11 protein-coding genes and 2 pseudogenes are annotated in these 25,941 nt (G+C 33.3%); 5 read left to right on the top strand and 8 right to left on the bottom strand.

Annotated features, from left to right (window positions below; translation table 11 throughout):
- Window positions 1-22: 22 nt before the first annotated feature.
- Both AZF08_RS13190 and AZF08_RS13185 read left to right on the top strand, forming a co-directional pair.
- Entirely contained in the window at window positions 23-1,192 is a 1,170-nt protein-coding gene (locus AZF08_RS13190; RefSeq protein WP_033673151.1) for a DUF418 domain-containing protein, read from the top strand.
- A 115-nt stretch (window positions 1,193-1,307) separates the two neighbouring features.
- A complete protein-coding gene (locus AZF08_RS13185; RefSeq protein ID WP_033673152.1) occupies window positions 1,308-1,652 on the top strand; it encodes a DUF4064 domain-containing protein in 345 nt (114 codons plus the stop codon).
- Window positions 1,653-1,726: 74 nt separating this feature from the next.
- Here the strand turns inward: AZF08_RS13185 and AZF08_RS13180 are convergent, their stop codons facing one another.
- The 3 genes from AZF08_RS13180 to AZF08_RS13170 form a co-directional block, all read right to left on the bottom strand.
- Window positions 1,727-2,908, bottom strand: a complete 1,182-nt coding sequence (locus AZF08_RS13180; RefSeq protein ID WP_033673153.1) for a NupC/NupG family nucleoside CNT transporter — start codon at window positions 2,906-2,908, stop codon at window positions 1,727-1,729.
- A 347-nt stretch (window positions 2,909-3,255) separates the two neighbouring features.
- Entirely contained in the window at window positions 3,256-4,437 is a 1,182-nt protein-coding gene (locus AZF08_RS13175; protein ID WP_033673154.1) for a NupC/NupG family nucleoside CNT transporter, read from the bottom strand.
- Between the two features lie 407 nt (window positions 4,438-4,844).
- Window positions 4,845-6,275, bottom strand: coding sequence for an alanine/glycine:cation symporter family protein (locus AZF08_RS13170; RefSeq protein ID WP_033673155.1), 1,431 nt, complete (start codon window positions 6,273-6,275; stop codon window positions 4,845-4,847).
- Between the two features lie 318 nt (window positions 6,276-6,593).
- Here AZF08_RS13170 and AZF08_RS13165 point away from each other — a divergent pair, with 318 nt between their 5' ends.
- Window positions 6,594-7,232, top strand: a complete 639-nt coding sequence (locus AZF08_RS13165; protein ID WP_033673156.1) for an NAD(P)-dependent oxidoreductase — start codon at window positions 6,594-6,596, stop codon at window positions 7,230-7,232.
- A gap of 153 nt (window positions 7,233-7,385) precedes the next feature.
- Window positions 7,386-7,754: a YxeA family protein gene (locus tag AZF08_RS13160; protein WP_033673157.1), complete on the top strand. Its 369-nt coding sequence runs from the start codon at window positions 7,386-7,388 to the stop codon at window positions 7,752-7,754.
- A 25-nt stretch (window positions 7,755-7,779) separates the two neighbouring features.
- Here the strand turns inward: AZF08_RS13160 and AZF08_RS13155 are convergent, their stop codons facing one another.
- Entirely contained in the window at window positions 7,780-8,691 is a 912-nt protein-coding gene (locus AZF08_RS13155; RefSeq protein WP_033673158.1) for a thioester domain-containing protein, read from the bottom strand.
- Window positions 8,692-8,958: 267 nt separating this feature from the next.
- Here AZF08_RS13155 and AZF08_RS13150 point away from each other — a divergent pair.
- Window positions 8,959-9,462 (top strand): annotated as a pseudogene (locus AZF08_RS13150) (FtsX-like permease family protein); the annotation flags it as partial.
- Between the two features lie 53 nt (window positions 9,463-9,515).
- On the opposite strand, the pseudogene AZF08_RS28665 reads toward AZF08_RS13150, so the two are convergent.
- The 4 genes and pseudogenes from AZF08_RS28665 to AZF08_RS13135 form a co-directional block, all read right to left on the bottom strand.
- Window positions 9,516-9,662: pseudogene (locus AZF08_RS28665) on the bottom strand (aldo/keto reductase); the annotation flags it as partial.
- Between the two features lie 48 nt (window positions 9,663-9,710).
- On the bottom strand, window positions 9,711-10,436 hold the full coding sequence (locus AZF08_RS13145; protein WP_033673160.1) for a thioesterase II family protein: 726 nt from the start codon (window positions 10,434-10,436) through the stop codon (window positions 9,711-9,713).
- 164 nt (window positions 10,437-10,600) lie between these two features.
- Entirely contained in the window at window positions 10,601-18,133 is a 7,533-nt protein-coding gene (locus AZF08_RS13140; protein WP_033673161.1) for a non-ribosomal peptide synthetase, read from the bottom strand.
- 137 nt (window positions 18,134-18,270) lie between these two features.
- On the bottom strand, window positions 18,271-25,929 hold the full coding sequence (locus AZF08_RS13135) for a non-ribosomal peptide synthetase (protein WP_033673162.1): 7,659 nt from the start codon (window positions 25,927-25,929) through the stop codon (window positions 18,271-18,273).
- Between the last annotated feature and the right edge of the window lie 12 nt (window positions 25,930-25,941).

The raw sequence follows: 25,941 nt of genomic DNA, 5'->3' as shown, positions 1-25,941 counted from the left end.
TAAAAAGAAGAGGAGAAAAACTATGAAACAACGCGTGGAGGCAATCGACGCAGTGCGTGGCTTTGCTTTATTCGGCATTTTTCTCGTTAATATGACGTTAATTCAATTTGGGATGTTTAGCAGTGACCAACCTACCTATGTGTTCGGAAAGATTGATGAAGGAGCCAATTGGTTTATTCAATTTTTTGGTACACACAACTTCATTTCCCTATTCTCTTTTCTATTTGGTCTTAGTATTATTTTGCTGCAAAAGAGCATTCTTGCAAAAGAAAAACGTTTCTTTCCGGTTTATATACGACGAATCATTATTTTACTAATCCTTGGATATATTCACGGTATATTTATTTGGAGTGGAGACATTTTATTTGCATATGGAACTGTAGGGATTTTCTTAATGATGTTTATCAATCGAAAACCAAAAACATTGCTTATTTGGGCCTTTATCTTACTAGCATTTACTATGTTTATTTCTTACCCTTTTGAGTCCAATGCAAATGTAGATGATTTTTCCTCTTACATTGGAAAAGAACAAACAGTCCACGGAACCGGGAGTTATATAGATCATGTAAAATTCCGCCTATACGAAAATCCATTCGAAGATATTGGAATCACTGGATTTTCTGGGGGATTCCTCCTGACCTTTTTGATGATCATTCTAATGGCTCCGCTATTCTTACTAGGAATGTATGTCGGGAAAAAAGGATGGCTTTTTGAAATAGATAAACATGTATCTTCCCTCAAAAAGCTTTGGCTCACCAGTGGTATTTTTTCTTTTACAGTAAAAATCTTAGCATTATTAACACAGCAATCGATTCTCATTATGCTAAAAGACAGTGTTTCACCATTTGGCATGGCTCTTTTTTACGGTAGCTCAATTATTCTCTTATTCCATTACAAAAAAGCGTCACGCTTACTTGATCATATGGCTAATATGGGCAAAATGTCGGTTAGTAACTATTTAGCACAGACTATCATTGCTACTACAATTTTTTACGCGTATGGTTTGGGGTTATATGGAAAAATCGGTTACTTCTTTAGCATCGTGTTGACGATTGGAATTTACGGCGTTCAATTATATGCTAGTACTTATTGGTTGCAGAAATATTGCATGGGACCTGTTGAATATGTATGGCGGCTTGGGACTTATTTGAAAAGGCCTGCTTTTAAGCGGAAGTTAAAGAAAGTAAGCTAAGAGAGTGATTTCACTCTCTTTTTTATTTCTCTAACCGACATAATACGACAAATTTGTCATATCTTATTTGTTATGATGAACAAGGAAATCTTACATAAAAGGAGCTTTTTTATAAATGAAACGAACAACTGAGTTTGTACTAGGACTTATTGGTGGTATTTTTGGTATTTTATGTGCGTTTTTAGTTCTATTTTTCGGCGGTCTTGGATCTGCTTTTGAAGCAGACGGAGCTGACCAACTAATCGGTGCAGGCTGGGGAGCTGTCGCTTTATCCATCTTAGGAATCGTTGGTTGTGTAATGGTTAAAAGTAAAGCTAAAGTAGGCGGTACCATGATGACAGTAGCTGCAATTGGTGGTTTTATCTGTATTTCTGCCTTTTATATCCTACCAGGTGTTTTATTATTAATTGGTGGTTTAATGGGGCTTTTACGTAAGGATAAAGCTTCTGTATCGGCATAAAAAATAGCATCAAAGTAACAATCAATTGAAAATGTAAAAAAAGCAATGAGCACAAGCTCATTGCTTTCCTTATTTTATAGCATAACCCCAACGATAACCGCTGATAATATACTTACTAATGTTGCACCATATACAAGTTTTAATCCGAAAGATGATACAACATTTGCTTGTTTTCCATCGATACTCTTCGTCGCACCTGCGATAATCCCGATAGATGAGAAGTTTGCAAAAGATACAAGGAAAATCGATAAGATACCTACTGTACGATCTGATAGATCGCTTGCCACTTTTCCTAAATCAAGCATCGCAACAAATTCGTTCGTTACTAATTTCGTTGCCATAATTTGTCCTGCTGCCAGCATCTCTGATGTTGGAATACCCATAACAAATGCTAATGGCGAGAACACATATCCTAAAATACTTTGGAACGTAATGCCGAAAATAGAATCAAACACACCATTAATTGCTGTAATTAATGCTACGAATCCGATTAACATCGCTGCTACTGTAACTGCAATAGAGAATCCAAGCATAATATACTCGCCCAACATTTCGAAGAATGTTTGCTTCTTATCTTCTTGTAATTCTAAAATGTCTTCTTCTTCACTAATATCATACGGATTGATAATATGAACGATAATGAACCCACTGAATAAGTTTAATACAAGTGCTGTTACTACATATTTTGGGTCAATCATTTTCATATAAGAGCCTACAATTGACATCGATACCGTTGACATAGAAGATGCACAAAGTGTATATAGACGATTTCTTGGTAATTTGCTTAATTGATCTTTTACTGTAATAAATACTTCACCTTGACCAACGATTGCTGCTGCTACTGCATTATATGATTCTAGTTTTCCTAGACCATTCACTTTACTTAATACGAAACCGACTGCACGAATAATAATCGGTAAAATTTTAATATGTTGCAGTATCCCAATTAATACCGCTAAGAAAATAATTGGTAGTAATACTGTTAAGAAGAACGGTGCTTGTCCATCGTTTGCTAAACCACCAAATACGAAATTAACCCCTGCTTCCGCATATTTTAAAATGGCACCAAAGCCATCTGAAATTCCTTTCACTAACGCAAATCCAATATTTGTATTTAATAAGAAGTAAGCCAATGCTAATTGAATAACAAGCATAATTGCAATTGGTTTGTATTTAATTTTCTTACGATCCGAACTTACAAGGAAACCTAGTACAAATACAACAAGTAAACCGACTAGAAACATAACTAGTTTCATATGTGAATCCTCCACTTTCCATGAGTTATTGGTCGTCCAACGAATGACGTCTGACCATCGATATTAAAAAAATAGAACCCCTAAAATACTATTTACTTTCAACTGTAACCTAAAACCAGTAAGCGTTTACATAAATTGCAATTTATAATTAGCAGTCTCTTCTTCTCTACTTGATTTAAAGTATGAAACTGATACCACCACAAACCAAATTGTAAGCGTTATCTAACAGAAATGCAACATAATTTTTTCAATAAACCATATGTTAATTTCTCCCTTATGAACATCTCTATCATTTATATTCTGAAATACAAAAAAGCAATGAGCGCTTGCTCATTGCTTTTCATTTTTTATAACATTACACCAACGACAATCGCTGATAATATACTTACTAATGTTGCACCATATACAAGCTTTAATCCAAATGAGGACACGACGTTTGATTGATTTTCATCAATCCCTTTCGTTGCCCCTGCAATAATTCCAATAGATGAAAAGTTCGCAAAGGATACAAGGAATACAGATAGAATACCAACTGTACGAGCTGATAAGTCTCCCCCTACTTTTGCAAGGTCAAGCATCGCAACAAATTCGTTTGATACTAATTTTGTTGCCATAATTTGTCCCGCCGTTACCATTTCGGCTTGCGGAATACCCATTACAAAGGCAAGTGGTGAGAAAACATATCCTAATATAGCTTGGAATGTAATACCGAAAACAGTATCAAACAAACTATTAATTGCTGTAATTAATGCTACAAAACCAAGTAACATTGCTGCTACGGTAACTGCGATTGTAAATCCAAGCATAATATATTCACTAAGCATTTCGAAGAACGATTGCTTTTGTTTGTTTTCTAATTGAAGTGTATCTTCTTCTTCCGTAACGTCATATGGATTGATAATATGAATAATAATGAAGCCACTAAATAAATTCAATACAAGTGCTGTTACAACATATTTCGGCTCAATCATTTTCATATACGATCCAACAATCGACATTGATACTGTCGACATAGAAGATGCACAAAGTGTATATAAACGATGTTTCGGGATTTTGCTTAATTGATCTTTTACTGTAATAAATACTTCTGCTTGTCCCACAATTGCAGCTGCTACTGCATTATATGATTCTAATTTTCCTAGACCATTTACTTTACTTAGTAAGAAGCCAACAGAACGAATGAACAACGGTAAGATTTTAAAGTGTTGCAGAATTCCAATTAACACAGCAAAGAACACAATCGGTAATAATGCTGTTAAGAAGAATGAAACCTCTCCTTTATTAACAAGACCACCAAATACGAAAACGATTCCAGATTCCGCATATGCAAGAAGTGCTCCAAATCCGTCAGAAATTCCTTTTACTAAAATATAACCAACCTGCGTATTTAATAAGAAGTACGATAATGCCAGCTGAATAACAAGCATAATCACAATTGGTTTATACTTAATTTTCTTTCGATCCGTACTTATAAGAAAACCGAGTATAAATACAACGAGTAATCCTACAAGAAACATAACAAATTTCATATATAAAATCCTCCATTTAAACCTTATTCAACGCTCTACAACATTATTTAACGTTGAACGTCTGACCATACAAAACAAGAAATAATCCGAACTTTCACCTAACACATAAAAATATACATGCTATGAATTAAAACCCGTCTTACCTCTTATCTGGAAAGACCTTATACATTCTAACATAAATTCCAACTCACATCTTCATATTTTCAAAAAAAATTACAATAAACACAAAAAAACTATTAATGTTCGTCTTTTCCTAAAAAACGAAACTTTAATCAATGGCGGTTCCCTTCATTCCTGACTGATTATTAGCCCTCGCCACTCCAGCTTCTACGAGCCCACCTACTCCCTCAAGAGTAGCACTGATAGACAAAAAAGAGCATCAGATTCTCTCTGATGCTCTTCCCTTCTTATACAGCTTTTTCTTTTCCGACCTTAGAATCTTCCCAGCACTCTGTATTTGTTAAACCTGGAATAGAATCTGCATGGAAGACTGGATCTTTTCCTTGTTTCTTTTGCTTTACATAGTCTGCCAACGCAGCATATGCAAATCGGCCAAGAAGTGTAATCGCAATTAAGTTTGTGATTACCATTAGACCCATAAATAAATCTGCCATATTCCATACAACTTGAAGCGTCGCAACAGAACCAAATAGCACCATTCCAACTACCGCAACACGATAAATCATTAACCAAGTTTTACTTTGTTTAATGAATTCAATATTTGTTTCACCATAATAATAGTTTCCTAGAAGTGAACTGAACGCAAATAAGAAAATAATAATCGCTAAGAAGCTACTTGCCCATGGGCCAATTTGCGAACTTAATGCTCTTTGCGTTAATTCAATTCCTTCTAAGTTTGTTGCCTTATATGCACCAGAACATAATACGATAAACGCCGTTGATGTACATACTAAAAATGTATCTACTAAAACTCCAATTGTTTGAATAAACCCTTGTTTCGCTGGATGCGTTACATCTGCTGTCGCAGCCGCATTCGGCGCACTACCCATACCTGCTTCGTTCGCAAATAATCCACGCTGAATACCATACTTCATCGCAGCTCCGATACCGCCACCTACAGCTGAATCTAAACCGAATGCACCTTTAAAGATTTCCGTAAAAACATCTGGTAGTAAATAGAAGTTTTTAATAACAACGAAAACAGCTACTGCTATATAAAGAATTGCCATCGGTGGAACGATCATCTCTGACATACGTGCAATACTTTTAACACCGCCAAAAATAATAACCGCGACTAATGCAGCTAATGCGATTCCTACAACATAACGCTCTAAACCGAATGCATTTTTAAATGCTAGCGTAACTGTATTTGCCTGTACTGAGTTGAAAATTAAACCGTAACTAATTGTAATCAGAATAGAAAACCAAATTCCCATCCAACGTTTGTTTAAACCTTTTTCCATATAATAAGCAGGACCACCACGGAATCCACTGCCGTCTTTTATTTTATAAATCTGTGCAAGTGTACTTTCTACAAAGCTTGAAGATGCCCCGATAATTGCAATTACCCACATCCAAAATACTGCGCCAGGTCCTCCCATAGAAATCGCTAACGCTACACCAGCTAAGTTCCCAATCCCAATGCGGGCTGCTGAACTCATACAGAAAGCTTGGAAAGAAGATACACTGCCCTTTTTACGTGTCTTTCCAGTTAATCCATCACTCATTAATCGTACCATTTCGCCTAGATGGGTAATTTGTACGAATTTCAATTTAAAAGAAAAATAAAGCCCTAGGCCTATTAACATTGCAATAAGAATATATGACCAAAGAATATTATTCGTCGCCCCAACGAATTTTTCTAAGATATCAACCATATTGTCCCCTCCCTTTTCTCTTCATAAAATGAATTATATTCAAAAAATACTCAAAAATCAACAATTTTCGAAAGGATATAACTTCCACATGTTACATTTTGTAACATAGTGGTGTTATACCTTAAAATAAACTACTTTTTATCGAAAAAATGAGCATACTACATAGGACTATTTTTCTAAACAAAGCAATTGACAAAAACAAAAGCTGTAACTATACTAGTTACAACAGGTGATAAACAAACCTGCTTAACAACATCGATTCATTTTTACACATATATTTTTAGCATGTATTCTATTAAACCTTTGGAGGTATATATTATGAAAATCGGAATTATTGGAGCAAGCGGAAAAGCTGGAAGCCGCATTTTGAAAGAAGCACTTGATCGCGGACACGAAGTAACTGCAATCGTAAGAAACGCTGCAAAAATTACAGAAGATAATGTAACAGTTTTAGAAAAAGATGTATTCGCACTTACTGCTGACGATCTTCAGGCATTTGATGTAGTCGTGAACGCATTCGGTGCTCCTGCAGGTCAAGAACATCTTCACGTAGATGCCGGAAACGTATTAATTGAAGCATTGAAAGGTGCACCTAATACGAAATTACTTGTTGTTGGCGGTGCTGGCAGCTTATTTGTAGACGAAGCAAAAACAACACGCGTATTCGATACACCAGGTTTCCCAAACGAATACCTAGCAACAGCTCAAAACCAAGGTAAAAACCTAGAAATCTTACAACAAACAAATGATATCACTTGGACGTTCATTAGCCCCTCTGCTCTATTCGCATTAGGAAAACGTACTGGTTCTTACAAAGCAGGTAAAGATCACCTTCTTGTTAATGCAAAAGGCGATAGCTATGTAAGTTATGAAGACTTTGCTGTAGCGGCACTTGATGAAATCGAAAATCCAAAACATGCGAACGAACGCTTTACAGTTGTTTCTGAAGCTGAGTAATAAAAGAATGGCGCCTCTAATGAAAATGAGGCGCCATTCTTTATTCCAAGTTTACATAAATGTAAGAGTGCTGTAAGAAAATTAGATAGTGACATTCCGCTAATTATTATTAAATAAACATAGAACGTTTAATAATGAAAGGCGGAATTATACATAAAAAAATTCATTGCTATAGCTTTACTTCTTATAGTAGGAATAGGTGCATTCTTAATGAAAGGCGGCGTAATGGTCGATCGATTAAATCCATTAGTAGAAATGGACGATTACTACACAGTTGTAAAAGCTGATGGTAAACATTTAGGAAAGGACTCTATTCGCGAAGATAGTGAAAGTTACGAATACAACTTCAAAAGCTTTGACAGCAACGGAAAAGAACAAGACATTACAATTAACGTAACAAAAAAACTTCGCCACGGAGCATACTTGAAAGTAACAGCGAAAGGACAAAACGGAAAGTCTTGGATGGAAGTACAACCAAATGAAATTCCTGATGCTGCGAAAGCTAAATTAGGATTAAAATAAAGCACTGGCCAACGCCAGTGCTTTTTTATCTTTTATATGGTGTAGAAGGTTTATTCGGTTTCTGTGGAGCTTCAGTCTTTTTCCAACTTACCATTAACTCAGGACTTGTTTTTTCTTCACTACGCTCGAGTAGTACTACCGCGTCTTGAATTTTCGGCGTTCCCTTATGGGCAATACCTTTTAATTTCGTTAAAGTTCCTGATACCTTGAAGCTAAACTCACCAGATGGCGCCTGTTTTGGCACTAAAATACGGAATTTTTCTCCTACGTTAAACTCTGTTTTTGCTTCGCCATTTTCATTCACAAACTTAACGCCTTGCGGTGCACCAGTCGCTTGTACTTGGTACGTTCCACTTTTCGCGTTTGTTTGTACTGTATATAGACCAGTTTCAAAAAATTCATCTTTTAATATCGCTTCTTGTTTTTCTAAAGGCGACACACTCATCGTAATTTCTTGCACTTCTTCACTACTATTCGCTTTCGCTACAATATCTCTCATTACTTTTTCTACGTTTTTATTACGAAAATCTAAATCATTAATATCCACTTGCTTCAGTGCATTCCATACAGCGAGCTGCGTCGCATAATGCGCATCTCTCCAATCAGAGACACCTAATTCTTGCGGACTCTTCTGCGGATATCCATTTAATAACACACGGTACACACCAAGATCCACATTCCCTATTTCAGGTAAATCTTGACCGCTTGGTGATTTCAAATCCACATTCAAACAAAAGGCAATTTTGCCATCTGCTGTTTTAATAAGCTCTGTTCGAATTGGTTTCTTTTTGGATTTACTATAGCTCCAATCCATTTGGTACTTTGTATGATCCATGACTTCTGCGGATGCTTTTTGAAGCGGGAATGCCATACTCACTACCCAGAATAGAATACTAACTACAGCCAAAAACCTACGAAAAGATAGTTTTAGTATCATGGTTATAGCTCCTTTTTTAATTTGCTATGTATATTATTTAATTTCGGAGTTATTTTATGCATCCTCTCTATTTAAAAACCACATTCTTCTTCTCAACATATATGTTTTAAAATCAAATCCCTGTTAAATTTCCATATATTACCTTATCTTCTGCATTTGTAACAGAATATTCAGATCAAAACTTGTAAAACAGTCGTATTGTGATTTATTCTAGTAGAGGATATAAATTCAAATAACTGGAAAATCAAGCTGAATTACGTATTCATTGATCCAAAACAAACGAGTACTATTTTAACAGAGTTAAACAAGAAACTCCCTAGTTCAGCAATGGCTTATTCGATTGCCGCTACAGCAATCGATAGTCTACAGTATATCATCCAAATGCAAAGTGCTTTCTTTTCTATCGTAGCGTTATTCGCCTTTTTAACAGCTGTTCTTACAATCGGAAATCAAGTTGTCATTCGCTTACTTCAACAAACACGGGATGTCGCCATTATGAAAACAGTTGGTATGTCTTCGGCTAATTTGATGAAATCCATCTTATTAGAAAACACAATTATTTCCTTAGCAGCTGGATTAGTTGGCGCTGGAATTGCCTTAGCCTTTTCAGGTATTACTTTACGTTTCTTATTCCAAATGCCGATGAAAATTGATATAACTTGGTCCGTTTTAGGGATACTTCTATCTGTTATAACAACAGCAATCATTGTATGGATAGCAGCCAAACAATCATTAGCAGCTAAACCAATACAGCTTTTACAAAGTAAATGAAAAAAGCGTATTTTGACTAAGACGTCAAAATACGCTTTTTTATTCCTTGCATATTAAAAATCAAAGTTATCCGGATCTGGATCAACACGATGATTTTGGTTTAATGCATCAATTTTCTCCATATCTTCTTTTGTTAATTCAAAGTTGGAGATATCCGAATTCGCAATAAGACGGTGTTCTTTTGTTGATTTTCGGATATCTCCAACTTTCCTTTGCTTATTTCCCTATAAATTTCAAACTCTTTACACTCAGATGAACTGCTTTTGTTTTTCTACCATTGTAGCATTAATAATTTCAACAACATCTCTCATGTGTTCATTGATAAAAAAGTGCCCTCCGACAAACTGTCGAAAATTACAGTCTTCTGTTGTGAACTTGCTCCATTCTCCTATATCATGAAAATCTATCATCGCATCTTGTGTACCATTTAAAACTGTTATAGGGCAAGATAATTTCAGATACTCTCGCTGTAAGTCACATCTATATTCTTCCGTTACCTTAAAATCGGCTTTAAAAATAGGCAAGATCAATTCCATTAATTCTTCACATTCAAGTACTTCTTTAGGAGTTCCCTCCAACAACATCATCTTTTGTTTTAATTTTTCATCCGTTAGTTGATGAACAAAGCTCTTTAATCTTTTATGAGGTGGATTGCTTCCCGAAAAAAACACATGGGTAGGAAGGCTATTCTGCTTTTGATGGATGTAACGTGTCAATTCGTACGCAATTAAGCTCCCCATACTATGACCAAAAAAAGCATATGGTTTTTCTGAGAGCTCCTCATTAATTTGTTCGTATATATCAACAACTATTTCATTCACATTATTATATAATGGTTCATTAATCCTCCTCCCTCTTCCAGCTAATTCTATTAAATGCAAATCTATAGAATCATTAATATCATTTGCCCATTTTAAATAATATGTTGAAGAACCACCCGCGAACGGAAAGCAAAATAAATTAAAATTCCCCATATATACCTATCTCCTCTGTTTAAATTATTAATTCATCCCATCCTCTTTTGTACAAGTGTACCTTTTAAAAAGATGGGGCTCATCTATTTTTATTTCTCAAAAACAACAAAATCCATTTGTTTTTATATTCCTAGAGCCCCATAACTAACACATTTTGATCTCAGTTACACTAAACATCCATTTGTAATATTTAATATACCCTCTTGATAACTAGAAATAAATTCTTCCATTGCACTATCGTCATACTCAGCAGTATTATATTGAATATTAATTCTTAACATATCGTTATCAATACGTGAAAACGTATAGATAGAATAATTAACTTTATAATTATCACTTGGATTATTATCAAGTTCTATATTTGCTAGTGACAACTTATGATCTTCGTACAGCTTGTTTTTCACTTCTCCCAAATGATTAAACACATACTTAGGTTCCAATTTAAATTGATAATCCTTTGCTTCCCTTATATATCGCAGTATAGAATAATCTCTTCCGTATCTAGGAACTTGTTCAGAATCTTTATTAACACTTTTCATATTCTCTACTATATCTTCATTCGAAACATCTATTACAAATGGATAAGGGGATGTAAACCAACCTATGGTATTCGATAAGTTAACTCCATCAAAATCCAGGTTCCGTCCATGACTTTCCTTTTCAATAAGAATTCTTTCTTTCCCCTCGATCTCTTTTAAACGTGTTCCAAATGCTGCAAGTAATATATTTTCAAACTTTACTGAATACAATTGTTGTACTTTTTTGATAGCCATTGTCTCTTCTTTTGTAAATTCTCTCGTCAGCAACTTCATATTACCCATATTCCTAAATCTAATTTCATCATCCTTAAATTCTTTTTCGATTTGCTCCCAATGCTGATATGAGCCTAAAATTTCTTGACTATTTCCGTACTCATAAATTGCTTCAATCCACTTTGAATAAGGAGAAGATTTTCGACCTAAATCTGCAGCCTGATTATTTATCAGCTTGCTATATCCATCTATAAAGTCCTCTAATATAATCATCCATGAAACTGTATCCATTAAGAAATGATGTATGATAAATAAGAGATAATCCTTTTTAGCCCCTTTAAAGATTGCTAATTTTATTAAATGTTTATCAACTGCAATATCCGCTTTTAACTCGCTATATATTTTCTCGATTTGCTTTTCTTCCAATTCTTCTTCATGTAGTTGATATACATGAAGCTTATAAATATCATTTCGCTCTTTCATCCCTCTAATAACTTGAGTCATTTCACCTTTTCTAACATAATTTGCTCTTAAGATATCATGATGTTTTAAAATATTTTCAAAGTTTGTCTGAACAATATCTTCAACAAACCCATCATGATTAACAAGGAGAATAGCTTGGGTAAAGCTATTAATTGCCTTCTCATCATTATGCTCCATAACCTTCTTATGCATCGGACTTAATTTGGTATCAGCTATTATTTCCTCTGTATTAACGTCTTCCATTTCTTTCAATTCAAAACTAATCTCTTCAATCGTTGAGCTGCTCAAAAACTTACCTACCCCTACAGTCAAACCCTCTTTTCGTAATTTCGCAATTATATCAATCGCTTTAAAGGAATCTCCTCCTATATAAAGAAAATGATCATCGAGACTAATCTCATCTACAGTTAAAACAGATTTTATGATATCAACTAATACTTGCTGTCTCAAATTTTCAGGTTGTTTAAGATTCTTACGTTCTAATTTTTCAACTTTTAAACTTCCTAATTTCTTTTTATCAATCTTTCCGTTTATTGTAATAGGGATATTATCTACCTTTGTAAAATATTTAGGAACCATATAATTTGGTACAAGATGTTCCAATGCTCCCCTTATATTGTTCATATTTGATACATCCGTTACTACATACGCAACAAGATATGTTTCGCCACTATCTTCCTTACATGCTAATACAACCGAATCTTTTACTTCTGGCATATTATTTAACTTTTCCTGAATTTCCTCAGGCTCTACTCTATATCCACGGATTTTAATTTGTTCATCATTTCTTCCAAGATAAACAATCTCTCCGCTTTCATTCCAATAGCCAACATCGCCAGTCTTATAAATTTTTTCTCCATTCACATACGGATTTTCTACAAATTTCTCATTTGTAAGTTCCTCTTTTTGCAAATAACCTTGCGCTATCCCAAATCCACCAATACATATCTCCCCTACCACACCTACTGGTACAAGCTGCAAATCATGATTTAATATATATATTTCCGTATTATTAATTGGTCTACCAATTGTGATATTGTCCCGATCAATAATCTTTTTACTTGTACAATGCATTGTGGCCTCACTTGGTCCATACAGATTAAAAATACACATTGAGTAATCGCGTTGTAGTTTCTCAACTAAATCAGAAGGTAAGCTTTCTCCACCAAACATTATTCTCTTCATATTCTTCAGCACACCACTGTTTTGGAATAAATGTAACGCTGTCGAGATTCTTGATGGAGTGGTTAAAATACTCGTAACTGCATATCTCTTCATTAATTCAATAATGTTTATAACATCTAATCTTTCTTCATTATCAGTAATAATTACTGTACCTTTATTATATAAAAGTATAAATAATTCTGAAGAAAACATATCAAATGATATAGAAGACAGGGCGATTCCTACTTCTTCTGTTGAAAATTGAAACCTTTGAATCGAGTCTTTTAATAAATTTGTTAAAGATTTATTTGTTAGCATAACTCCTTTTGGTTCTCCAGTTGTTCCTGATGTATAAATGATGTATGCTAAATCTTCTATTTCATTGACAGAACTAACGTCTTCTTCACTTTCCTTTGCATATACACTTTCCCCATCTAACTCCAATACCTCTCCAGCAAAATGAAAATTATTTTTCACTCGACTCTGAGTTAATACGACACACGCCCCACTATCACGCAGCATATATTCAATTCTTTCTCTAGGTAAATCTACGTCGATCGGAAGATATGCACCACCTGCTTTTAATACACCTATCATAGCAAGTGGGACTTCTAAGCCCCGTTCCATTACAATCGCAACAATTTTATTTCTTCCGACTCCAGATTTTCTCAAAAGATGAGCGAGCTGATTTGTCTTCTTATTCAATTGTTCATAGTTAATAGATTTCCCCTTAAAGACGAGCGCTTTATCTTTCGAATTTGCTATTCCATAATGTTTAATACGTTCTTGTAATACGTCTTCTGCCTTTACATTTTCCGCTCGACCCGAACTAATATGACTCAATAATTTTCGTTTCTCTTCTGTATCTACCAGTTGAATATCTTTAATTTTTTTATTGATATTAAAAGCAATACTTTTTAATAAGTAATTAAAATGATTCATAAACATTCTAATTGTACTCTCTTTAAACAAATCAACATCGTAGTTCACAAAACATTGCATTCCATTTTCTTCTTCAAAAACTTCCAAACTGATATCGAATTTAGAAATATCCGGTACTAAATTCAAATTACTACTCTTTATTTCAATATCTTTTATTTTCTCATTAAGTAGAGATTTTTCACTATTTTGATATACAAATAAATAATCAAAAAGTGGATTACTACTTGAATCTATTTCAACATTTAACTTTTTTATTAATTCATCAAAAGGATACATTTGATGAACAAAAGATTCTACACATAATTTCTTTATTTCTTGTAAATAATCCTTGAACTGTTTCTCACCACTTACTTTGCTTCTTAAAGGTAATGTATTTACAAACATCCCCACTATATTTTCTAATTCTTCTGCCTTTCGACCAGAAGCAACTGTGCCAATCAAAACATCTTCCTTGCCACTATATTTTGATAACAATAATTTATACATACTAAGCATAAGCATATACATTGTAGTTTTTTCTTGTTTACATATTTTTTTAAGATCATTAACCGTAGATGTTTCGATCGGGAATTGTAACATCTTACCTTTAAATTGTTTGATTTGAGGTCGCTCATAATCCGTTCTAATTTGTAATTTTTCCACTTCATCATTTAACATGTTCAACCAATACTTTTCTTCCTTTTCTTTCTCAGAGCTCAGTTTCCACTCATGTTCCCAATGAGCATAATCAACATACCGTAAAGGATTAATATTCAATGTATCTCCTTTATATAATGCTAGAAAATCATCTACCAATATCTTCATCGATAGTCCATCTACTACAATATGGTGAAAATTAAGTACCAATACATGTTTTTCATTTTCAACCTTTATCAATACCGCCTTTATTAATGGTGGATTTGTTAAATCAAAAGCTTCGATAATTTTATCTTTGTAATCTAAGATTTCTTCTTCATTCATCTCGTACTTTTTCAATTTTATTCTTACACTTTGATTGATACACTTCATTAACTCTTCATTTTGAATCTCATATTGAGATTTCAAATTTTGATGTCTTTCAATGAGAAGGTTTAGCTTATATTCTAATTCTTCACTATCCAAATTCCCATAAATATCAAAAGCTACCATAGTGTTATATGCTTTGTTATTTGTTCCATATTGTTGTAGAAGATACATTCTTTTTTCTGCTGAAGAAGTCTTATAGTACGCTTTTTCTCCAATAGGCTTTATTTTTCTTTCTCTACGCTTTTCACCCATTTTTTCTAAAAACTCTTCTTGTTTGGCAATTGTCTCATATACAAAGATATCTTTAACAGAAACTTCTTTTTTAAACACCTCTCCTAATTTTGAAGAGAGCTTCATTGCTGTAATAGAACTTCCTCCGATATCAAAAAAGCTTTGGTTAATTCCAATTCTCTCTTGCCCCAAAATCTTCTCCCAAACCATTTTTATTTGTTTTTGCAATTGATTAATCGGTTCTTCGTGTTCTAGATTTCTCATTTCAATATTAACTTTTTGTAACTCCTTTTTATCAACCTTACCGTTCACTGTAATCGGTATACTTTCAACATTTGTTATATGTGAAGGAATCATATAACTTGGCAATTCTTTTGATAATTCATTTTTTATAAAAACTTGATCTTCTTCCTCACCAACTATATACGCGGACAACACTTTTTCTCCATTATCCTTATCCAGTACTAAAACGACACAATCCCGAATTCCTTCAATTTTTTTCAGACTTTCTTCTATCTCCCCGATTTCAACACGATTCCCACGAATTTTTATTTGTTCATCAATTCTACCAATATATTTAATTTCTCCTGCTGATGTCCAGCATCCCAAATCTCCTGTTTTATAGACCTTTTCTCCTTTTTTATATGGATTAGCTACAAATTTTTCTTGTGTAAGATCTTCCCGATTCAAATATTCTTTTGCCAATCCAATACCGCCCACTAAAATTTCACCTGGTACACCTATTGGACATAAGTTCCCATCATTCCCAACAATATATATTTCACTATTCGATATTGGTGATCCAATTGTAATCTCTTTTTCTCCTGGCTTCATTTCTTTAGCTGTACAATAGACCGTTATTTCTGTAGGTCCATAAAAGTTAAAGATTTTAGCATCAGTTTGCTCCCATAATTCCTCTAAAACATTCTCCTTTAAAGCTTCACCACCTAAACAAATTCTCTGTAATTTGTTTAGCGTATTTCTATTTTTTTCGTCATATAAAAACGTAGCTACTCGAGAAGGAGTCATCCACATAACTTTGACATTACGCTGCTCAATGAGCCTACTCAAATGAAGGTTATCCATTCGTTCCTCATGATCCGCAATAACAAATTCCCCCAATAAGCCAAGACTCATAAAAAATTCCATAGAAAACATATCGAATGAAATGGAAGCCGTGGATAACACTCCACCTTTTTTCAAGTCCATTTTCGTTACTAAATCCTTCGTAATATTCACAAGTGCTATATTTTTCAATACAACTCCCTTTGGTGTTCCAGTTGTTCCAGAGGTATAAATGACGTATGCTGAATCCTCTGGCTCATTCAAATTCTCTAACAGATCTAAGCTTGCTTGGTTATAAGTTTCTGGCACGTCTAACGCTAAAACTTCACCATCAAATTCAAAATTCTTCAATATATTTTTTTGGCTTAATACAATAGAAGCTTTGCTATCTTTTAACAGAAAATTAATTCTATCTTTAGGCAAAGTAGCATCAATTGGAAGATATGCTCCTCCCGCCTTCAATACCCCTAATATACCTAAAGCTACTTCTACTCCCCGATTCATTACAATACCAACAACATCATTTCTCTTAATTCCTTTATCTCTCAAAACCCTTCCAATTTGTGTCGTCTTTTCATCTAGTTCTGCATAAGAAATCTCCGCATCTTTACAATATATAGCCGTTTTATTGCCACCCATCTGTAATGTTCGTTGAACATACTTTTGAACAGTATCTTCATTATCTAAAATAACGGAATTCGTACAATTGAATTCATTTAATATTTTTTGTTTTTCTTCTTTTTCTATCATTTCAATCTTTCTGATTTTTTTAGAGGAATCGTTACTTATCTCATTTAATATTTTTTCAAGAAAACCTTTGAGTCTCATAATTGTTTTCTCTTCAAAAACAAATTCATTATAAAGAAATTCTATTTGCAGCATTCCCTCTAGCATAACTGCTTTTATATTCAAGTGATAATTTGTTTTCTCCTGCCCATGAAATCCAGTAATCACAAAATCACTATCTTCATCCGTTTTCTTTTGTTCAAAAGGATAATTCTCAAAAGCCATAATATGATTAATTAATTCATTTCCAACTGCTGTTTTTTCTTGAATATCCACTAATGAATAGTACTCATAATCTCTTCCTGCATTACTGCGTTCTTGAACTTTTTTCATTAAAGATAGAATTGTGTCATCTTCCTCTGTTTTTATTCTTGTCGGAAGTGTATTAATGAATAAACCTAGCGCCTTTTCAATTCCATCTAATGGAATATTTCGCCCAGAAGTCACCGTTCCAAATACAACATCATTCATATTAAAGTATTTTTGAAGTACGATTCCCCAAGCTGATTGTAAAACAGTATTTAATGTTAAATAATTATTCTGCGCTATATGAATTAGGTTTTGAAAGGCTTCTCCCTTTATCTCGACATAAGCTGCATTTTGTTTATACATCGAATTTTGAGTATTATATTTCATAGGGAAATTCAAAACATTATTATAATCTTCGATATATTCCTCCCAATATTTCTTTGCCTCATCCATATCTTGTGCTTTCAACCACGACATGTAAGTTTTATATTGGAATTTTGGTACGGGTTTTATCGCTATTCCGTTTTTCAATTTTGTATATGTGTCAAAAAATTCCCCTAGAAAGATTCCCATACACCAGCCATCTAAAATAATATGATGAAAATAAAGTTGTAAAGAATACTCATCTTCGCTTAATTTGAAAATACCGATTTTCATTAATAAATCTTTTTGCAAATCAAACCCTTTATTTCCTTCCCAATATGTTTTCATTTTTAAACTTTTGGTAGATTCCTCAAGATCTGATAAATCTTCAAAATATATAGTTCCTTTTCTTTCTTTCAATACAACTTGAAGGGGTGTTTCCGTTTTCTTATATATAAACAATGTTCTAAAAACATCGTAATTTTCTATCATTATATTGAAACTCTTCTCTAGTACTTCAACATTCAAATTTCCCTTTAAACGAATATCTAACAAGACACAATATTCTCCACTATCATTCATAAGGGAATGAAAAATCATTCCTTTTTGCATATCGGTTGTCTGATACATCTCTTTTATCATTGTTTTGGCGGACATAAATACTTCTCCTCTCTCATTAAAAACAAAATCTAATGATTGAACAAATGAAAAAATTCTTATTGTCTAATACTAGAAAAGAACATATTGGGAATGTCAAAAAACCTCTATTACACATTCCCAATCGTACCCTTCTTTTACTTTTTATCAGCTAGAGATAAATTATCATCAATAAAATCCATAATCTCATCGAATTTATCTAATGACATCTGATCCATCCCAAAGTCACTTGGCGTTAACTCTACCTCTTCTTGAGATTGGCATCCCTTCATAATTTCTCTTAGATAGTCTACAAATCTTTCAATAAAACGAATCATATCTTCTTTTTTATATTCAATCCGATCATACGCAACACTAATATTTAATTCTCCCTCTATAATGACGGAATTAATAGCAATATCTATATTAAGGTTTACATCATCTGCAATTTCTGATCCACGCTTGAAGTTTAAAATTTGATATTGTTCTCCATCCATACTTTTAATTTCCCCTAAATAGTTGAAACTAATTTCAGGATGCTGATTAAACTGCAAATCGTAACTATCTTTCAATTGCTGTGAGGTCATATATTTTAAGATTCCGTACCCAACACCTTTATTTGGTATTCCTCGCAAACGCTCCTTAATAGCCCTCATATTGTATGTTAAATTCCGATCCTTTTGTACTTCCAAAAGAACTGGATAAATTGCTGTAAACCACCCTACCGTTCTAGTAAGATCTAAATTCTCAATTACTTCTTCTCTTCCATGACCTTCAAGGTTAATAAGCACTTTGTCTTCAGCTTTTCCATTAGTAAGAGTGAGAGCTAATGCAGTAAGTAGGACATCATTTATTTCAGTGCTGTACGTTTTATTTACATCATTAATTAAAATTTTCGTCTCAGCTTTCGTTAACTTTCTTTCAACCTCTTCAATTTCTTTCATGCACTTATTTACATTCGTGCGATCTTTGAATTTTATTACAGATTCTTCTTTTTCAATTTCTCTCCAATATCCAACTTCTTTTTCTAGCATTCTACTATCAGCATATTTTTCGAGCTCCATCATCCATGTCTGAATAGATGTTGTTTGTGGAACAAATTCTATTTCTTTTCCTTGAACAAGGCTTTCATATATATTCTCAAAATCTTCTACTATAATTCTCCAAGAAACACCATCTACAATAAAATGGTGAATAACGATAAGGAGAAAGTCCCCTGCTCGTCCCTTAAATAACGATAGATTGACTAATTTATTATTTTCCACATCAATAGATTTTTGAATTTCTTCGCCCTTTTCTTCTATATAACGCTTAACATCCAATTCATGATAATCATATGTTTGCATTAAAAATATATCTTCTTCGAAAGGTCTTATTGTTTGAGTATATATATCTTCAACTTTTTCATATTGCATTCGCAAAGTTGGATGTTGGCGTACAAGAAGATTAAAAGCTTGTTTCACCAGTTGCTCTTTCAATCCGCCTGCTCTATGAAGCAACAAGGATTGATTAAAGTTTGAATTGATCTCTTCATTATTTTCCAAGAAGAATTTTTGAATTGCTCCAAGCGGCACTTCTCCTTCAACTTTTCCGCAATCAATGTGCTCTTTCTTTCTTTCATCCAAACTCGTTTTCAAAGATAGTTCTTCAATATTCCCACTACTTAAAATATCTTTAACGGTAATATTCATGCCCGCTTTTCTCATAAGACCAACAATTTGAATTGCTTTAATTGAATCTCCACCAAGACTAAAGAAACTCTCATCGATGCTTATTACCTCTACCCCCAATATTTTCTTCCAAATTTTCAGGATTTCTTCTTGGATTGCATTTATTGGTTCCTTATATTCTTTTATATCTTCTTGGATTTTTACTTCTTTTAATTTTTTCTTATCAATTTTCCCATTCAATGTAATAGGCATTTTATCAATTTTCGTTATATACTCTGGAATCATATACCCTGGTAGATTTTTCTCTAATGCACGCTGCACATCTTTCGAATCAACATCCCCTACGATATACGCTGATAAAAATGTATTCCCATTTTCTCGTTCAATGGCTAAAACAGCACAATCAGATACATCTTTCAGCCCTCTAATGTTTGTCTCTATTTCTCCCAGCTCTATTCTATATCCTCGAATTTTCACCTGTTGGTCAATTCTTCCTAAATATTTAATTTGACCATCTAGAGTCCAACTACCTAAATCACCAGATTTATACATTTTTTCACCCGGTTTAAATGGGTTCTCTATAAACTTCTCGTTCGTTAAATCTTTATTATTTAAGTACCCTTTACTTACTCCTATTCCACCAATACATATTTCACCAGGTACACCAATAGGTACAATATTTAAATTCTTATCCAATATATATATCTGTACATTTTTCACTGGTCTTCCTATTGTTAAATCTGGACCATCCTCACGAAACTCCTTACTAGTGCAATAAATCGTTGTTTCTGTTGGCCCATATATATTGAAGATTCTTGCATCAGTTAACTCTAATACATCTTTAAGAACCCCTTCTTTAATCGCTTCTCCAGCCAAATAGATCCGTTTTAATTTTTGCAAAATCCTAATACTTTCTTCTCCCTGCAAGAAAGTGGTTACTCGTGAAGGGGTCATCCACATTGTATTTACATTTCTATCATTAATTAACTGAGTAATGACTTCGTTGTCCATTCTTTCTCTCTCATCGGTAAAAATAAATTCCTCATTTAATCCTAAAGCCAGGAATACTTCAATAGTAAACATATCAAATGCAATAGATGTCATTGATAATAACGCACCTGTTTGTTTATCCACTTCAGCCTGTTCAACAGCATCCTTCACAATATTTAGTAAAGAAATATTTTTCACCATTGCCCCTTTTGGTTTCCCTGTTGTTCCCGAAGTATATATGACATAAGCAGTATCATTTGAATCACTCATTATTTCTAGATCTGCATGACTTTCCATGTACATCTCATCCAATGTAACAATGTCTCTGTCGTATTGAAACTTTTCTTGGAATTTCTTTTGTGTCATAACAAGAACCGTTTCACTATCTTTTAGAATATATTCAATTCTTTCTCGAGGCGTTTCTCCATCAATCGGTAAATATGCCCCTCCCGCTTTCAAAATCCCTAATATTCCAACTATAACATCGACACTACGTTCCATAACTAATGCCACTACATCATTTGATCTAATCCCTTTTTTTCTAAGGCATCGCGCTACTTGATTTGATCTCTTATCAAGCTCTGCAAATGTATACGCTACACCTTTGACATATAAAGCATTTTTATCATTTCCTGAATGCAATTTTCTACCAATATATTTTTGGATTGTACGTTCCTCTTCAAAATCATCTATCTCTAGTTGGTTAAACCCAAACAGAATATCTTTTTTCTCTTTTTCTTCTACAACTTCAATGTGTTTTATTTCCTGTTCTAACACTGCATTCACATGCTTAAGAATATGAATATAATTGTTGACTATGCTTTGAATTGTTTCTTCTTTAAATAAGCACGTGTCATAGTTTACTTGAAGCACAAGCCCCACTTCTTCTTGAATTGCTTCTAACGTTATATCAAATTTGGATACATTCGGCAGGAATTTGTTTGTACTATTTTCTACCCTTAATCCATTCGTTTTAATTACTTCATTTTCTCCCTCTTGTAAAATAAACAAGTAATCAAAAAGAGGGTTTTTACTCGGATTAGAATCTAGTTGTAACTTTTCCACAAGTTCATCGAAAGGATATGCTTGATGATTAAAAGCTTCTATACAAATCTTTTTGAACGCAGCTATATATTCTTTAAACGTAAGATCTCTTTTTGGAAAACTTCTAAGAGCTAATGTATTTACAAACATACCCACGGTAGTTTCTAACTCCTTGGATGTTCTTCCATTTACAACAGTTCCTAATACAATGTCTTCCTTTCCTGTATACTTCGATAACAATAGATTATAGGCACTTATTAGGAGCATATATAAGGTAACTTTTTCTTGTTTCGCTACTACCTTTAAATTAGAAAATATTTCATCGTCCACTTTGAACTCTAAAGTATTCCCAGTAAATTTTTTCACTACCGGCCGTCTATAATCGGTAGCTAATTCTATATTAGAAGGTGTATCCCTTAAACTTTCAATCCAAAATCTTTCTTCTTCCTCTTTTGTTTCTTTCCATTCATTTTCCCAACTAGCATAATCAACATATCTAACTCTACTCGCTTCTATTTCTTCATCGTTATATAACTTGAACAAATCATTTGTAATTGTTTCTAACGATCTTCCGTCCACGATGATATGATGGAAGTTTAGAATGAGAACGTATTGATACTCTGTATCTTTCATTTCAATTAATACTGGTTTTACTAACGGACCTGTTGATAAATCGAAATCTTCTATTAAAAATTCGCTTTGTTCAAACAGCTCATTTTCTGTCATCGTATAATGTTTTACTTCTACCAAATTTTCTTCATTGAGGACTTTCACTAAATTTTCTTCAATAAATTTAAAGCTTCCTTTTAGATTTTCATGGATACCTATTAATTTTTGTATACTTTTCTTTAACTTCAGAACATCTAATTGCCCATAAATATTAAAAGCTTTAATTAAATTATATGCTTTTCCATTTTCATACTGGTCGAGCAAGTATATTCTTTTTTCAGCACTAGAAACTGGATAATATTCTTTCTTTCCTACATTCTCTATTAACGCAGCTTTACTTATATTTCCCTTTGCATTCTCAACAATTACTCTTTCTAATTTTGCAATTGTATCGTTTGTAAAAATGTCTTTTACCGAAATATTTTTATTAAATTTCTCACTCAATCTTGAAGAAAGCATCATCGCTAATATCGAGTTACCACCTATTTCAAAGAAAGATTGCTCAATAGATATATTTTCAATAAATAGCAACTCTCTCCAAACTTCTTCAATTTCTTTTTGAACCTCGGATACTGCTTTCTTATATGCCGATACATGTAACTTTTCTTTAGCAATTCCTTCTAGCGCCTTTTTATTTACCTTGCCATTTGTCGTAATTGGTATATGATCTACGCACAAAATACGAGAAGGAATCATATACTCAGGTAGACTTTTTAACAAATTCTTTTTCATTTTATCTTCTTCTACTTCTAGCTTACTTGTCACAAATGCTACTAAGCTTTTTGTTACACTACCTTCATACGTAATTCCTAAAACAGCACACTGATTGATACCATTCAAATTTTTTATTTGGCTCTCTATTTCTTCAAGCTCTACACGATAACCTCGAATTTTTACTTGTTCATCTACTCTCCCTAAATATTCGAGTTCACCAGTTTCCGTCCATCTTCCTAAATCACCCGTTTTATATAACTTTCCTTTTGTTACATGCCGCATATCTACAAACTTCTGATTCGTTAAATCTTCATTTCCTAAATATCCTTTTGCTACCCCTATGCCCCCTACACAAATCTCTCCTGGCACCCCTATTGGCATAACATTCTGATTTTTATCCAATATAAATACCTGCATATTCGATATAGGCTTTCCGATTGTCACCTTTTCACCTTTTTTAATTTCTTGCAATGTACAATAGATAGTTACTTCTGTTGGACCATATCCATTAAAAATTCGAGCATTTGTCTTTTCCTGCAATCTCTTTACTGTACTATCCTGCAACACTTCTCCACCGAATTTTATGACTTTAATTTTCTTTAAGGCATTTGTACATCTACGATCATGAACGATAGATTCAATTCTTGAAGGTGTCATACAAAGCGTCACAATATCTTTTTTTTCTATTAAGTCACAAAGTAAAATGTTATCCATTCTTTGTTCTTCATCTGCAATTACAAGCTCTTGTTTCCCGGCAATTGCAATAAATAACTCCATTGTAAACATATCAAATGAAATCGAAGCTGTAGATAAGACTCCACCAGCTCGTTCCCCTAATCTGATATGTGTTTCCTCAGCTGTATTTAAAAGAGACTGATTTCGAACACCTACTCCTTTCGGCCTTCCTGTTGTGCCAGAAGTATAAATTACATAACTTAAATCCTCTTTACTACTTAGCACTTCAATCGCTTCATCACATTCCTGAGAAATGAATTCATCATCTATATTTATAACTTCCCCTTGGAAATTAAACCCGCTTTCTAACTCTCTATCTGTGATAAGAAGATTTACACCACTATCTTTGAGCATATACTCTGCTCTTTCTTTCGGTAATGTAGCATCTATAGGAAGATACGCCGCTCCAGCTTTTAAAACTCCTAAGATTGCTAATGGAGCCTTCGCAGTCCTCTTCATCAAAATACCTACAACACCGTTTGGTTGTACACCTTTACTTCTTATATATCGACCAATTTGATTTGTTTTTCGATTTAATTCGTTATACGAATAACTCATCCCATTTGAAGATAGGGCTGGAGAATCACCAGCTTCCTGCATTCTTCTTAAAATATACTTTTGTACCGTTTCTTCACGAATTGGAGCCCCATTCTCTGTTTGATTAAACTCCTCTTGTATTCTTTGATTATCTATTTCTCCTACAATTTCTATTTCTTCAACTGGCTGTTCAACATTATCCAGCATACCCCTTAACACTTTATACAGACTTTCCTTCAGTCTTTGAATAAACCTTTGTTCATAGACATGACTGTTATAGACAAACTTCATTACTAAATTTTCGCCCGGGTATACAAGTAAATTCAAAGGATAGTTACTTCGTTCTACAGACTGAAGGTTCTTTACTTTTAATTCATTATTTTGATTTATGTTCTCTAATTCAAACTCGTAATTTTCAAATGCCATAATATGATGGATTAACTTATTTTTTAATATTGTTTTTTCTTGAATATCTGAGAGAGAATAGTACTCATATTCTTTTGATCTATTATTCTCTCTTTGCAGCTTGATTAACAATTGTAAAATTGTTTCTTTCTTTTCTGTTTTAATCCTAGTAGGAAGTGTATTAATGAAAAGTCCCATAATTTTTTCAACATCATCTACCGGGACATTTCTCCCGGATACCACTGATCCAAATATTACATCATCGGCATTTGTATATTTTTGCAATACAATCCCCCAGGCTACCTGTACAATTGTGTTTAATGTTAAATTATTTTCTCTAGCTAATTGGGTCATTTTTTCTAAGGCTTCTTTTTCAAATATCATTTCTTCAATTTGTTGAGAATATGCTTCCGTTACTCCTAAATGTGGAAGGATAATTTCTTTTTCATAACCTTCTACATAATTCCCCCAATACAATGCAGCCTCTTCCATATTTTGAGCTCGTAGCCAGTTGATATATTCCTTATATTGTTTTGGTCTTCTTTGTATTATGTCTTTTTCTTCTACGAAGGAATGATATAGCTCAAAGATTTCTTTTAAAAAGAGCTCCAAACACCATCCGTCCATAATGATGTGATGAAAACAAATCTGTAAAGAATACTCTTTTTTATTTAATTTAAAGAGAGCCATTTTCACAAGAATGTCTTTTTCTAATTGAAATGTACTATTTTCATTCCAATACTCATTGATTTTTTGTATTTGCGATTTATCATCCCCTTCGCTTAAATCAACATAACCTAGTGCTACCTCTCTACTTTGTAGAACGACTTGTACACTTTCCTTAACTTTTTTCCGCGGAAAAATTGTTCTAAAAATATCATAACGACTTACTAATTCTTGAAAGCTTTTTTGTAGTGCTTGTACATTAACTTGTCCATCTAATTCCAATTCTATTTTTACTTTATAATCTTCAGTGTTCATTAAAGAATGAAACATAATTGACTTTTGCATAGAAGTAGTAGGATAAATATCTTTAATTGCTAGTTTACTCATTTCTTTTCCCCT

It is taken from the genome of Bacillus gaemokensis, from assembly GCF_001590835.1.
Lineage (GTDB): Bacteria > Bacillota > Bacilli > Bacillales > Bacillaceae_G > Bacillus_A > Bacillus_A gaemokensis.
Note: the sequence above shows the minus strand (reverse complement) of the source record. Positions and strands in the feature narration are given on the sequence as shown.